Raw genomic sequence first — 14511 nt, forward strand, 5'->3', positions numbered from 1 at the left:
AAACTGTATTAATTAATCACTGAATCGTCAATCACCTAATCACTAAATCCTCCGAACTCTTCCACGATTTCCTGCTTAATCCCCAATTCCGCCTTGTTAAAGTATTTGCGGAAAAGATCCCAAGCGGTATCCAACATCTGGTCGGTACTGATGTTTACATCGATAGCAAGCAAGTTGTTGGAATAGTCCTTGGCGAAATCCAGGGTACGGCGGTCGTAGTCCGTCAGATCGAAACCGTTCTCCATCTTGGTCCGGGCGTTAGCAGCATCGGCATACAGACGGATGGCGGCATTCATCACTTGCGGGTGATCCTTCCGGGTTTTCTTACCGATCACGAGCTGTTTCAAACGAGACAAACTTCGGAACGGGTCAACGATAACCTTACCGATCTCCGTGTCTTTACGCAAGAATAACTGTCCCTCCGTGATGTACCCGGTGTTATCCGGGATAGCATGGGTAATATCACCACCGGACAACGTGGTCACGGCTATAATCGTGATAGAACCTCCGGCAGGGAACTGCACGGCCTTCTCGTAAATCTTCGCCAAATCGGAATACAATGAACCCGGCATGGAGTCCTTCGACGGGATCTGATCCATACGGTTAGACACGATACTCAGCGCATCGGCATACAACGTCATGTCCGTCAACAACACCAACACCTTCTCGTTCTTATCCACTGCGAAATACTCGGCAGCCGTCAATGCCATATCCGGTACCAACAAACGCTCAACAGGCGGAGCCTCCGTGGTATTCACGAAACTAACGATACGATCCAATACCCCGGCATTATCAAACAAATTTTTGAAATACAGGTAGTCATCGTTTGTCAATCCCATACCACCCAAGATGATTCGATCGGTCTTTGCTCTCAGCGCCACGTTGGCCATCACCTGGTTATACGGCTGATCCGGGTCGGCAAAGAACGGGATTTTCTGACCGGACACCAACGTGTTGTTCAAGTCAATCCCCGCGATACCGGTTGCAATCAATTCCGACGGTTGTTTACGACGCACCGGGTTCACCGATGGTCCCCCGATCTCTCTTTCTTCCCCGTCAACAGCCGGTCCCCCGTCAATCGGGTCACCGAAGGCATTGAAGAAACGCCCGCATAAATCGTCTCCCACTCTCAGAGTAGGCGCTTTTCCCAGGAATGTCACTTCTGCATTCGTCGGAATCCCTTCTGTCCCGGAGAACACCTGAAGGGTTATATCATTTCCCCAAATCTTCACGACCTGCGCCAACCGTCCGTCGACAATAGCCAGCTCGTCATTCCCGACGCCCTGGGCATTCAACGTACACGTTGCTTTCGTGATCTGGGTGATCTTTGTATAAACTTTTTGAAAAGCAGTCGTCATATAATTTATTTTTTGATTCTGTGATTTTCGATTCCATGATTGTGTGATTCTTCTCAATATAAAGTCAAATCACTTAATCATTATATCACCTAATCACTAAATTTATTTCTTTTTTCTTTCGTTAATGATCTCGTTCACTTCTGCCTCATACTTTTTGAACGCTTCCGATTGATATTCGGAATAGTTCATCTGTTTGAAACCATTAATGATACGTTTGAAATAGGGATTAATCTCTTCGAACGTGTCAAAATTAAATTCGGAACGAACCACACCCAGTACCATATTCAGCATATACTTCTGACGCTCCATCGCGGTAGAACCGTCAATGTTGTCAAAAGCATCCTGTTGCAGAATCACGAAGTCAATCAACTCGGACTTCCAGTATACCACGTGATATTCCAAAGGTACACCATCATCGCCCAAAATATCAATCTGCTCTGCCGTCTCGCGACCGCGAACCAACATATTACGAGCCTCGTTCACATCAGCAATCCACGTATCGGAAATATTCTTCTTGGCGAACTCGATAAATTCCGGATATTCCAAGTATTTTGAATAAGATTCCAACGTATCGATTGCCGGGTAACGTTTCGCATCCGCACGTGCTTGAGACAAAGCGTAGAAACAACGTGCCACTTTCTTCGTGGACTCCGTCACCGGCTCTTTCAAGTTACCACCGGCAGGAGATACCGTACCGATAAAAGTAACGGAACCCGTCTTACCATTATTCAAGTACACCATTCCCGCACGAGCGTAGAAGTTTGAAATGATAGCCGACAAGTCCATCGGGAACGCATCCTGTCCCGGTAACTCCTCCATACGGTTGGACATCTCACGCAAAGCCTGCGCCCAACGAGAAGTCGAGTCGGCCAGCAACAACACCTTCATTCCCATGGAACGATAGTATTCCCCGATCGTCATAGCCGTGTACACGGACGCCTCACGGGCAGCCACGGGCATATTGGACGTATTAGCAATAATCGTGGTTCTCTCGTACAATTTACGACCGGAACGAGGGTCTTCCAATTCCGGGAACTCGGTAAAGATCTCCACCACCTCGTTCGCACGCTCACCACAGGCAGCCATGATAATAATATCAGCATCTGCAAACCGGGACAACGCGTGCTGCAACACGGTCTTTCCCGTACCGAACGGTCCCGGAATAAAACCGGTTCCCCCTTCCAAAATCGGGTTCATCGTGTCGATAACACGTACTCCGGTCTCCATTTGACGGGAAGGACGGGGTTTATCCACGTAATTACGGATAGCCACCTTCACCGGCCATTTCTGGATCATCGTAACAGGAATCTCTTTTCCGGCCTCATCTTTCAGCACGGCAATCGTGTCCTTTATCGTGTATTCCCCGGCAACGGCAATTGACGCGATGGTATATTCCCCTTTCAACTTGAAAGGTACCATAATCTTATGATCCAGCCAGTTTTCCTTCACGTTACCCAACCAATCGGCACCGGTCACCTTATCACCAACCTTGGCCAACGGGGTAAAACTCCATTTTTTATCTTCTTCCAACGGGTTCGTGTACTCTCCTCGTTTCAAGAATACACCCGTCATCTTATCCAGGTCATTTTGAAGACCGTCAAAATTCTTTGACAGCAAACCGGGACCCAATGTAACTTCCAACATGTGGTCTTCGAACTCCACGAGGGAACCGGGTTTCAATCCCCGGGTACTTTCAAAAACCTGTACATAAGCAATATCCCCGACAACCTTGATCACCTCGGCCATCAACCGCTCGTTTCCAAGCTGGATAAAGCAAATCTCATTCTGAGATACCGGTCCTTCGGTACGCACAAGTACAAGGTTGGAAATAATACTATGAACTTTTCCTTGTGTCTTATTCATATCTCTATTTGTAAATTATTCTGATTCCTTAATCTCCTAATCGGCAATCTCAAAATCACCCAATTACTTAAATTCTTCCGCAAACTCGAAACTCTTTCTGAACTTATCCACGACTTCCATGAAGACTTTTCGTCCCGATTCGGAACTCATCTTGCTCCATCGCTCAACGATCATCAGCTCAAGCATGAAACTCAAAACCTTCTCCATGGAGAAATACTCGTAAACCACGGCCTCTTCGATATAATCCCAAAGAAGTAAATCCAGTCCTCTCTCCCGTTCGACAAGGTTTGTATTTCCCATCAGAGAAATCACCTTCTCCGCGTACGGGAATTCCATCCCCAAACCGAAATCTTTCGAGTTCGAAGTTCTCAGCGCCTTAGAAAACACGTTATCACCAATAATCTCCGGGGCAACCTCTTTCCCGTACTTCCGACAAGTCAAGGCCGTCTCCAGATTCTTCACGTTCATCACGAATTCCGCGTAATTCCGGACAAACTTACTACCACTCTTCATCAAGTGATCGTAATACATCCAACTCAACACATTCTCCGGAGAAACATCATATTTCAAATGTTCCCCTTTAAAATCCGCGATAAATCGATTGAGGTAAGCAGGTAAAGAATTCGTCGGTTCGGTGATTTCGTCTTCCAGACGTTGTAATGGATATACTGTTTCAAGATGGGTATCGGGAGCCATTTTATTTAGCAACCGCAGAACTTGTTTATTATCGGCAGGCAGAAAAAACAACTCCATCAACTTCACATCCTCCTTCTTCAGAGCCTCCCGAGCCAACTCCCGAAACCCGTTCACGGACAACGCTAGTTTCCGATCATCCAGAAAGACCTCCGGTAGTCCTGCAATAAAACAGTAGTAATTATTTTTTAATATCATATTATTCATTCTGTGATTCCGTGATTTAATGATTCAACGATTTTGTGATTCAATCACTTAATCTATAATCACCCAATCACTCAATCCTTAAATAACAGTTTTTTCGTGAAGCCTTTCATATATTGATTAAAGAAAGCTTCAAATAGTTTCTCGGAGAAAGCAATCTGGAAACCACCATCTTTAGGCTGGATCACAAACCCTTCTTCTAAATTACCCACCTTTACCTCAAGACCTTTATCCAACAGATCCTTGTACTTGGCCGCAACAAACGATTCGAACTTCGCCTTTTCATCCTCGGAAAGAAGAATTTCCATGTTCAGGTTTCCACCGGCAACATCCCACTTCTTCACGATCGTCATAAGCAACTCCTGAATAAAAGCCTTTTCCTCGAACCCGATCTTGGCAACATCCCCGGCAACATCCCCGGCAACCAGATTCGTGATTGCCTGTTTTAAAGCCGTGATAGCTTGGCGCGCACTTAACGTCATTTCAGACTCGGCCTTCTTTTTCAAGTTAGAAACCTCTGTCTCCGCATCAGCATTCATCTGTGCTGCTTTCGCTTTCGCATCGGCAATAATCTTTTCGGCCTCTTGCTTTGCCTGGTTGATGATATTCTCCGCCTCCTGGCGAGCCTTATCTACCCCCTCGTTGTAAAGCTTTTGGGTCAAAATATCTAATTTATTCTCCATACTAAAAACGTGTTATATATTAATTTTATCTTACAAACTTTCATTAAAACTAAGTGTCAATAAATGTGCCAGTAATCCAGAAAAACGGCGTCAAGATATTAAAAAACATTGACAATAACAAATAAAAATTATACAAGCAAACTCCTAAAAATATCCCCGTATCAGATACGAATTCCACCATCAAGGGTTCCACTCAAACCATAAAAGAGACAAAATTCATAGCGTAACGAAGCCGTGTTATAAACTATAAGTTAAAAACTAAAAGATAAAAGTTGGAAATCAAAAAGCGTCGGACCGTGCGGCTGGAATCTAAAATCTAAAATTAGTAGGATCTAAAATTAGCAAGGACTTTACAAACTTTACGAACTAGGGGAGTGTCAAAAGATTTTGACACTCCCCATCCGCATCAATGTTGTTCCCACCGACGTTTGCACCAAGCCACCACGACCGAGCTGATCACTCCTCCCACGATGCTTAACACTCCCGCGACAAAATCATTTGCCAACTGCGTGAAAAAAGCATTCAAACTCAGCGTGAAAAATATTCCCGTGAAAAAGTATAAGCTCATCATAACCTTAAAATCACTCAACCGTGAGATACTGGCTAGGCGAAATACTTTTCCCGTTCTTCGAGGTTGCAAAACAATAGATCTTCACGTTCGCATGGTTCCAATTTTTCGGAAGTGCCACGCTGGTATTGCCGTTCTCCCCCCGACTTCTTAACGAGATCAATTTCACCCGCATCAACACGCTCTCGAACACCACGGCATACACCAGATCGTCAACCAAAGCGAACCCGTTCTCCTCCGTCTGCATCTCCTGTTCGAAAGAATACATTTTATTCTCCGAGGAATACGTGACCGAGACTTCCGGAACATCCTGAACTCCAGTAGCCATTTTCAACCGTTCGTAATCTACCGTTGCCACGTGTTTTTCGTCCACGTCTACCGCTTTCATGTTTTTCGCGACGAATGCATTCGAAGTAGTTCCGTTCCCAATTCCCACGAATCCTTTCTGCACAACCGGCAACAAGAAACGGGACAACTCGATCAACACCTTCATGCGGGCTCGCTGATCCAACATCTCCGAAGTCGGCTTATCCTTTCTCGAGAATATCCTCGCCCTAGCGATATTCTGTTTGTTCATGTAACACATCGTCACGTTACCAAGGGTTTTCGTTACCTTACCCAATAAATAAGAATCAAATTTTGCCATAACATTAAAATTTAAAAATGAATAAATCAGAAAATTTAAAATGATTCCGCACTCCCCGCATGGGCCCTACACGAAAAATGCAAGAAACTTATTTTAATTTAGAATGAAAACGCAGCCCCGTGCGCTGAAATCTAAAATCTAAAATTTAAAATTAGTAGAATTTAATCCAGTCCGCCACCCTCAACGCCGGTCCCGGATCAACTTTCCTCGACGTCACGTCCGAATGCCCCACGATGTCCCCGATGGGATAAGTATCCACCAGTAAACCACACACCTCGTTCAACACCCGCATCTGCACGTCCGTGTAATCATGCCAGTACGTCGGCACCTCTCCCGAATCTTCCGTGTACACTTCCCCCACGAGAACCTCCTTACCACATTCCGCCACGAACTTTCCCCCTTCCAGTCGCAACTGCCCCAGGTTATCCAGCTCAATCCCGATCGAGCAATGATTCAGCTCGTTCCTTCCCCCGTAACTACTCTTCCCGGCATGCCACGCCTCGATATTAAACGGCACCATCTGTATCACCTGCCCGTCTCGTCCGATCACCACGTGCGCCGATGCCTTCACATCCGGCTTTACCAAGAATTTTGCTGAAGATATGGCATCCATACCTGCCGTGTAATGTAAAATAATCATATCCGGCTCTCCTAGTCCACGTCTATTCTTCGGGCATTCCAGATGAATCACCCCACCACCCATTAACCGGTGATTGACAATTGAAAAAGATGAATTAGAACTTGAAAATACATCCATAACAAAAAGTTTAAAATTTAGAATGAAAAAGATTCCGTGATTGCCGATTCGATGATTGGGTGATTAAAATCACTTAATCGAAAATCATTAAATCACTTAATCGATAGGATCTAAAATTGATTAGTTTTTATCTTTTATCTTAAAAATGGCCCCCGCCATTTTTTCCCCGCTCCTCCCCACCACGTACCCGCCCAACCCAATCTCCAGCAAATCCCAGAACCGGGAAGTATCCGCCAACATGGGCAAACTCGTGAAAGTGCCAATAAGTACAATAACAGCAAATATCAACATCACCAATGGCCGCCACGAACGCTGTAGCCAATTCCCAGCAGCCTCGGCTCTTATCACGCCAGCCCGAGCTTCAATCATTTCACGTTCCCGCTCGTACACCAATCTCAATATCTCCGCCTGTAACTCTTTCTTCTCCCGTGCCGGGAGCGTCAAGCCATTAATCACCCCGCTAATAGCATTGACAACATCTGCTATCGGCTTCATTTCCTTCCCTGTAAACGTACATACTGACTCATAGATAACTGCTTCTCATCAGGCGAAATAAAGAGACAATACAAATGCAACGTTTCCCCCTTCCACCCGTCAATCGTAAAACTCGCCACACCATCTTTCCGCACACCCCCTATATTCTCCAACACCCTCGGACAAAACGCCCTCCCTTCATGTAACACGACCACCATCAAATGATCATTATCCTCCACAAATCCTCGTCCACCCACCTTTTCCCATTGTAATAAAACACGACCTTCCAAATCAATCTGTCCTCTTAAATGAAACACTCGTTGTCTCTTTCCCGCGGAAAACTGAAGTTGAGAGAAATCTCCGATACGCCCATCCGCACAGAACACCTTCATATTTTTTTCAAGATAAAACGTATAACCATTGAAACTGTTTCCTTGAGCAGACACCTTCAATATCCTCCTTAACGAAGTCTCTTTCAACTTCTGGTAAAACCGGATTGCAACTAAAAATCTCGCCCTCACTTCCTGTTGTTTCATTGTCTTCGGATTATTCGCTCGAAACGTTCTTCTTGCATACGACTTGTTACCTATCTGATAAATAATCACATCCCCCAATTTCCCGCTTAATCCAAAATCATTTTTAAATGATGCCATAATTTCTCGTTTTTTAAATGAATACTCTCTCTCATTTTTCTAACGACAAAACTACAACACCCCCGAAACTTCATCACTACACACCATCCCACGTGTGTTTCCATCTTCCCACAAGCCACTGATTATTATCAATAAAAAAAGAGGCCTGAGCACATCGCTCAAGCCTCTTTTTATTAAGTTTTTATTGAGTAAATTACTATTAATCTAACTTATTAGAAATAATCCGCTCTCTGATCAAATTTATAAACTCACAAACCAAAGGATAAAATTCTTCCACTGTAGCCAAGTCAAAATTCTTAAAATCTTCATAATCGGCTTCAGAACGATTATTATAATACCACTCCTTCTTTCATTACATTTTCATAAAATGGTGTAAAACGCTTTCCCCATTTACGCATAGATTCTATGAACGGGTTAATTTGTATGCCCGTTTGTAATTCTATATCATACAATGGAGCAGTCAAGGCCATTCGATCTTCCAAGGTAATAACGTCTTTATCTAACAATAACAACAAATCAATATCACTATCTGGGTGAGCATCCCCCCTTGCCTCACTTCCGTAAAGAATAACCCTAATGCCCGGAGCAATCCGATGTAGAGCTTCTCTAATTTGAGATATAACTTGTAATCGATTCATGATAGTCCTCCTTATAAATCAGTTATCACACAAAATTAATATTTTTTCTCAGATATACAGGCAGCTAAAACGTGTTTTATTCATTATAAATAAATATTTATTGACTTAATGAATTCTTTCAGAACCGATATTAAACTGTATAAATTAAAGGCGTGGCAAAAAACTTTTACCACGCCTTCCCTCCTGTCAAGCATCTTTCTTATCCCGTTCCTGTTCAATCAAAAAGATCAACCGTTTCAGGAAAATCACCAGCTCGTTCGTCCGTTTAAAAATATCCCGCTTCAACTCCCTGTGATTCGAAATTTTTACCCCAAACGCCCGTTCGGCCAACCGGATAACCTCTCGATACTCCATCAACATCCCGTCCGGCGTGCGTAACACCTTCGCCAGATAAATTCCCAGCATCAGTTCCGCTATCTCCATTTTGTTATTGTTCGATGTCCAGACCGCCAACGGTCCATCATCCGAACTCCCGGCATACCTCTCCGGGTATTCCTTCCGCTCTCGGGAAAACCGGATCTCGGCCTCTACCCGTTGTAACACGGCCTCCACGCAATACCCGAGCATTCCCTTTTTTCCCCGATCCGTCACTCGCTTGGCACACTTCATCCCAAACGTGCAGGCGGATTCGTACTCGTTCCAACACCCGCACCTCTTCCTTGTAGTTCTTTTCCTTATCACACATCCGTTCCAAATCCGCCACGAATTCCCCGACGACCAGTTCTACCTCATCTTTCGTGACATCTTTCCCACTACACTCTTCTAACCAAGAGAAAAACCTTGCGTTTAATAACTCTTTCATAACTTAAATATTAAAATTTATAAATTAAAAAACCTCGGACACTCTTCGTCCGAGGTTATATCTCCGCTTAAATACAAATTTGTAAATCTTAAACCAATAACTTTTCCGATTCTTTCGATTTCAAGAATTTCTCCAACAACTCCACCTGTTTCACCGAGTGTATGTCCCCGGAAAAATGATCGATCAACCTTGCCACCAATAACTCCCTTGCCCCTGCCATTGCCTCTTTCCCGTAAAAACCCACAAACGACAGCAAGTTCACTTGTATCCGGCATCCCCGTCGTTTCAACTCCCACACCCGTTCCGTCAGATGTTTCGCGTAAAACGGGTAACGCTCCGGGTGTGCCAACACGGGCGTGTAGCCCTTGTCCTGCAGACGAAAAATCACCTCCTCGAAAACCGGAGACGGGGCCACGAAACTATGTTCCACCAGCACCTTTCCTCCGTGAAACGAGGCGATATTCCCTTGACGGATCAAATCTATCATGTATTCACCGATCTTGTACTCCGCCCCGGCATCCGCCTCAATTTCAATTTTCTCCTTCAATAAACATTTTTTCAGCTCGTTCAGTTTTTCAAGAATTATCTCCGGCGTGTTCATCGGTGACGGAAAAGAAATATGAGGAGTAAAAGAAAACTGTTTCACCCCCAGTTCCAACATCTTTTTCACGATCACCACGGAATCCTCTACCCGTTTCACCCCGTCATCCAATCCCGGTAGAATATGAGAATGGATGTCATGATCGTAAGAAAAATATTGCTTGTTCCTTCTTTTAAACCAGTCCATGATCGTTATTTTTTCTTCTTTTTATCCTTGCCATCCTGTCCGTAACCATAGCCATACCCGTAACCGTACCCGTAGCCATAACCATACCCGTAACCACCGGAACGACTGACCTTGATCCCGTTCACCACGATTCCCAGGTTCGCCAAACGACCACCCTTCTCCAGGTCGGCAACAACCCTCAGACCTTTTTTATCAAGCACGTTCGCACGAACCACGTAAACACAAGCATCCGCGTACTCGCTCAACGAGAAACCGTCAGCCAGGATACCCAGCGGCGGCGTGTCAAGGATAATACACGAGAACTCGCTCTTCAAACACGCCAGCAACTCTCCCATCCGGGGACTAGCTATCAACTGTGTCGGGTTCGGGGGGACCGTTCCTCCAAATATCACGTGCAGGTTATCATTTACCTTCTCAACCAGCATTCCCGGGTCATCAACCATCCCGGCCAGGTAAGCCGATAATCCCTTCCGGCCTTCTCTCTTGAAGTACTCGTTTAACCTCGGGTTACGCAAGTCACAACCGATCACGATCACCTTCTTGCCTGCCCGGGCGTAGGCACTCGCTAAATGCGCCGCGACCAAAGATTTTCCTTCACTCGGTATCGTCGATGACACCATGATCACGGGCGTGTCCTTTCGCTTGATCAGGTAATTCAAATTCTCCCGGATCAACTGCATCGACTCCGACATCATCCAGTCCTCGCTCTCTATCGACGTTTTCTCTTCCGGCAATTGCGGCAAAGTTCCAAGTAACGGGGCATTTACCACTTTTCCCACCTCATCAGCATTTCTCACTTTTGTATCCAACATATCCGCCACGAACATGATTCCCACGGGAAGCACCACTCCCATGAACATTCCGAACAACAATATAAGCATTTTTCTAGGAGCCACTGGATGTTCCCCCGGATCCGGATTCTCTATGATCTTAGCCATCGGCACATACATCAACTTGGCGATCTCCGCCTCTTCGCGTTTTTGCATTAAGAACAAAAACAAGTTCTCCTTCAACTCCTGCTCTCGGGCAATAGAACGATACTGCTTTTCCTGTGTCGGCACAGAAGTTAATTTATCCTCCACCTGTTGGCTTTCCCGCTCCAAACTCTTAATCTTTATATCCAATCCATTCTCCACGTTAGCAATAGCCGACCGAATACTACTCTTTAAATCCCGTAACTGAGCTTCCAAACCCAACACGATCGGGTTACTTTCCCGAGCCGATTGTAACAATTTCCCTCTACGAAGAATCATCTCGTTATACTTACTGATACCACTATTAAGAGATTCATCTGTCAACCCTAACTGTTCCGGTAATATTCTAAACTCTTCTCCTCGTCTATCTTCCAAGTAAGCACGCACACTCTTCACCACATCCATCTCGGTACCCAATTTCAATAATTCAGCATCAGTCGCCTTCTTTTGTTCCATGGCAAGAGCTGCATCCGACGTCAAGTTAGTTAACTGGTTCGTCTTTTTAAATGTTTCCGCACTATTCTCAATATCCCCTAATTCCTGATTAATGACCCGAAGACGTTCGTTGATAAACTCAACCGTCTTTTCTGACACGAGTTGTTTATCCTCTATACCATTTTGGTTGTAACGCCGAATCATCGTGTAAAGGAAATCTACCCCTTTCCCCGGATTCGTTTCCTTTAACGAAACACCCACAGCGCTAGCATTTTTCTCCAACAAACTTATCTCCAAACGCTTGTGAAAATCCGTTGCTGCTTTCCCGTAAGTTAATAAATCCACTCGAATCTCATCTCCAACTTGTAATAACGAATCACTTTTTTCCACGGTCATACGGTAGTCTCCCATTGATATCGCTTGAGAAAAATTTCCCTCGAACATCACGTTCTTATCCGCATCCAATACCTCAATCTTATCTGCCCCCTTTGCAATCACGTAAAAGGTTGTATCCTTGATATTCTCCGGTAAATCCACGAGTACTCGAAAAGGAGAATCCTTGTACAGCTTCTCTTCTCTCAATACCTTTTCCCTCGTATAATCCACATTTAGCTCCAACTCTTTTACTACATCCAATATCAAATTTTTAGACTTCAACTCCACGATCTCATTCTCTACCATCATCGTTCCTTGAAACAACCCCAATTCCTTTAACATCGGATTTACCCCGACCTCCCCTTTTTTCGAATCGCTAATCATCACCTTCGCCCCCACCTTATACACCGGAGTAGAACTAAAACAAATATACAAAGCAATTAGAGCGCATAACGGTATGCTAATAGCAAACCACCACCAACGGGCCAAAATTTTATAGAAAAAAGTTTTCAGATCAAAATACTCCTCTTCTTCTGTCTGTAACAAATTATTATCTTGATTGATCATTTTCATATATTATTAATCTGGAACTATCTTGTCAAAGAAATCAAGGCCACGATTGTCGACAAACTTGATAAGATATAAGGCAAGAACGTGCTGACACTTCCCCCGGCAATCCGTCCTTTGTTCGGTTCCACGTAAACCACATCATTCTGCTGCAAGTAAAAAAATGGTGAATCAATAAAATCACTTGATGTCAAATCTACTCGGGCAAAAATCTTCTCATCTCCTTGCTCCCGCATCACCAAAACGTTTTTCCGTTTACCATTTATTTGCAAGTCCCCTGCCATTCCAAGTGCATCCAACAACGATACCCGCTCGCTAACGACCTTATAGCTACCGGGAGCTTTCACCTCCCCTAATATCGTCACCTTGAAATTCTGGAACTGAATAGTCACGATCGGGTTCTTCAAGTACTCCGACAGCTTCTCTTTCAACATTTCCGCCAACTCGTTTCTCGAAATTCCCTCGACCTTCAATTTCCCCAACACGGGAAAATCAATCTCACCATTCTTATCCACGAGATACCCCCTCGGAATTTGCTGGCTAGAGGTTGTATTTACTTCACGCCCCAAACCAATCATCGGCGTGTTAAAGGGTAGTGCTGATTCCAGATCATCACACGACACTATAATCGACAACAAATCATCCGTATGAATCACGGTTTTATATTCACACTCCGCTTTAATCCGTTTGTTTACATCAACATCCTGCAAATACACCACCTTCTTGCTCGAAGCACACGAAACAAACAATCCCGCAGCCCATATCAACATGATCACGTTCTTTATCAAATGCATATTTTAACTATTTACAGATACAACTTTTTATCTCACTCACAATATAAGCTACATCCTCATCCATCACACAAGGCCCAGCAGGAATACACAATCCTTTCTCGAATAATTTCTCCGAAGTTCCATCCACGTAACAAGGACTGCCCGCAAACACCGGCTGCAAATGCATTGGTTTCCAGAGTGGCCGGGTTTCAATCCCTTTACGATCCAAGAACACTCTCAATTCTTCACAATCCACTCCTGTCTCCTCCTTATCTATTAGTATTGTACATAACCAGTAATTAGCATTAAACCGCTCGTCTGGATTCGATTTTAACTCGATCCCTTTCACGTTGGCAAATGCTTGTTCGTATAACTCATGTACATGACGATGGTGAACCACATGCTCTTCCAATACAGTCATCTGTCCCAACCCGATCCCGGCACAAATATTACTCATCCGATAATTATAACCTATCTTCTCATGCTGATAGTAAGGGTACGGTTCCCGAGCCTGCGTAGCGTAAAACATCGCCGCCTTTTTCGCCTTTTCATCAGGGACAATCAATGCCCCGCCCCCCGAGGTGGTGATCATCTTGTTCCCGTTAAAACTCAACGCCCCGAACTTCCCGAAAGTACCGCATTTCTGCTCCTTATATTCCGATCCCAACGCCTCTGCGGCATCCTCCAACACGGGGATCCCATATTTCTCGGCCACAGCACAAATCTCGTCCATCTTTGCCGGCATCCCGTACAAATGCACCGGGATAATCGCTTTCGGCTCCCGTCCGGTTTTTGCGATCCGGTCTCGTATAGCTTCCTCCAGCAACACGGGATTCATATTCCAAGTATCCTCTTCCGAGTCCACGAAAACAGCCGTTGCTCCCAAGTAAGTCACCGGATTCGCTGATGCGCAAAACGTGAAACTCTGGCAAATCACCTCGTCCCCCGCTTGCACACCCAATAAGATCAATCCTAAATGCAACGCCGCCGTCCCCGCACTCAACGCCACCACCTGTTTTCCCTCATTCTCAATTTTCAACTTTCCATTTTCAATTAGAAAGTCCTGCAAGGACTTTTCAAAAGCATTCACGTTCGGTCCCAATGGAACCACCCAATTCGTATCAAACGCCTCTTTAATAAAGTCTTGTTCCTTGCCGCTCATGTGTGCCAAGCAAAGATAAATTCGTTTTCGATCCATACATGTAAACAGTAAACGTCCCGCCACGGGCCATCACGAGATTCATTCATCCCGTCCCGCTTG

The 14511-nt window shown here is 44.8% G+C and carries 16 protein-coding genes; all 16 read right to left on the bottom strand.

The window, feature by feature from the left end:
- Nucleotides 1-35 precede the first annotated feature (35 nt).
- Nucleotides 36-1358, bottom strand: coding sequence for a V-type ATP synthase subunit B (locus F1644_RS09145; protein ID WP_118305128.1), 1323 nt, complete (start codon nucleotides 1356-1358; stop codon nucleotides 36-38).
- 102 nt (nucleotides 1359-1460) lie between these two features.
- Nucleotides 1461-3221 carry a V-type ATP synthase subunit A gene (locus F1644_RS09150; RefSeq protein ID WP_168044551.1) on the bottom strand — a complete coding sequence of 587 codons (1761 nt, stop codon included), beginning with the start codon at nucleotides 3219-3221 and terminating at the stop codon, nucleotides 1461-1463.
- A 63-nt stretch (nucleotides 3222-3284) separates the two neighbouring features.
- Nucleotides 3285-4121 (bottom strand): DUF2764 family protein, encoded by an 837-nt coding sequence (locus F1644_RS09155; RefSeq protein WP_118305126.1) that lies wholly within the window; start codon nucleotides 4119-4121, stop codon nucleotides 3285-3287.
- 71 nt (nucleotides 4122-4192) lie between these two features.
- Nucleotides 4193-4801, bottom strand: coding sequence for a V-type ATP synthase subunit E family protein (locus tag F1644_RS09160; RefSeq protein WP_118305125.1), 609 nt, complete (start codon nucleotides 4799-4801; stop codon nucleotides 4193-4195).
- A 406-nt stretch (nucleotides 4802-5207) separates the two neighbouring features.
- Nucleotides 5208-5372 carry a hypothetical protein gene (locus F1644_RS09165; protein WP_158571966.1) on the bottom strand — a complete coding sequence of 55 codons (165 nt, stop codon included), beginning with the start codon at nucleotides 5370-5372 and terminating at the stop codon, nucleotides 5208-5210.
- A 10-nt stretch (nucleotides 5373-5382) separates the two neighbouring features.
- Nucleotides 5383-6015, bottom strand: coding sequence for a hypothetical protein (locus F1644_RS09170; RefSeq protein WP_087422559.1), 633 nt, complete (start codon nucleotides 6013-6015; stop codon nucleotides 5383-5385).
- A 151-nt stretch (nucleotides 6016-6166) separates the two neighbouring features.
- Nucleotides 6167-6772: an N-acetylmuramoyl-L-alanine amidase gene (locus F1644_RS09175; RefSeq protein ID WP_118305123.1), complete on the bottom strand. Its 606-nt coding sequence runs from the start codon at nucleotides 6770-6772 to the stop codon at nucleotides 6167-6169.
- A 120-nt stretch (nucleotides 6773-6892) separates the two neighbouring features.
- The gene (locus tag F1644_RS09180) at nucleotides 6893-7267 is read right to left on the bottom strand and encodes a 3TM-type holin (protein WP_118305122.1); all 375 of its coding nucleotides are present in this window, start codon (nucleotides 7265-7267) and stop codon (nucleotides 6893-6895) included.
- Nucleotides 7264-7899, bottom strand: a complete 636-nt coding sequence (locus tag F1644_RS09185; RefSeq protein ID WP_118305121.1) for a DUF6266 family protein — start codon at nucleotides 7897-7899, stop codon at nucleotides 7264-7266. The genes F1644_RS09180 and F1644_RS09185 overlap by 4 nt, the downstream gene beginning before the upstream one ends.
- 329 nt (nucleotides 7900-8228) lie before the next feature.
- Nucleotides 8229-8537 carry a nucleotidyltransferase domain-containing protein gene (locus tag F1644_RS09190; RefSeq protein ID WP_168044550.1) on the bottom strand — a complete coding sequence of 103 codons (309 nt, stop codon included), beginning with the start codon at nucleotides 8535-8537 and terminating at the stop codon, nucleotides 8229-8231.
- Between the two features lie 186 nt (nucleotides 8538-8723).
- A complete protein-coding gene (locus F1644_RS09195) occupies nucleotides 8724-9104 on the bottom strand; it encodes a hypothetical protein (RefSeq protein WP_147378876.1) in 381 nt (126 codons plus the stop codon).
- Nucleotides 8998-9339, bottom strand: coding sequence for a hypothetical protein (locus tag F1644_RS09200; RefSeq protein ID WP_118305120.1), 342 nt, complete (start codon nucleotides 9337-9339; stop codon nucleotides 8998-9000). The genes F1644_RS09195 and F1644_RS09200 overlap by 107 nt, the downstream gene beginning before the upstream one ends.
- A gap of 88 nt (nucleotides 9340-9427) precedes the next feature.
- Nucleotides 9428-10126, bottom strand: a complete 699-nt coding sequence (locus tag F1644_RS09205) for a tyrosine-protein phosphatase (RefSeq protein ID WP_118305119.1) — start codon at nucleotides 10124-10126, stop codon at nucleotides 9428-9430.
- A gap of 5 nt (nucleotides 10127-10131) precedes the next feature.
- Nucleotides 10132-12483 carry a GumC family protein gene (locus F1644_RS09210; protein WP_229782479.1) on the bottom strand — a complete coding sequence of 784 codons (2352 nt, stop codon included), beginning with the start codon at nucleotides 12481-12483 and terminating at the stop codon, nucleotides 10132-10134.
- A 17-nt stretch (nucleotides 12484-12500) separates the two neighbouring features.
- Nucleotides 12501-13271 (bottom strand): polysaccharide biosynthesis/export family protein, encoded by a 771-nt coding sequence (locus F1644_RS09215; protein WP_034502565.1) that lies wholly within the window; start codon nucleotides 13269-13271, stop codon nucleotides 12501-12503.
- A gap of 7 nt (nucleotides 13272-13278) precedes the next feature.
- Nucleotides 13279-14448: an aminotransferase class I/II-fold pyridoxal phosphate-dependent enzyme gene (locus F1644_RS09220; protein WP_118305192.1), complete on the bottom strand. Its 1170-nt coding sequence runs from the start codon at nucleotides 14446-14448 to the stop codon at nucleotides 13279-13281.
- Nucleotides 14449-14511: the final 63 nt, after the last annotated feature.

The sequence above is a fragment of the Butyricimonas paravirosa genome (assembly GCF_032878955.1).
GTDB lineage: Bacteria > Bacteroidota > Bacteroidia > Bacteroidales > Marinifilaceae > Butyricimonas > Butyricimonas paravirosa.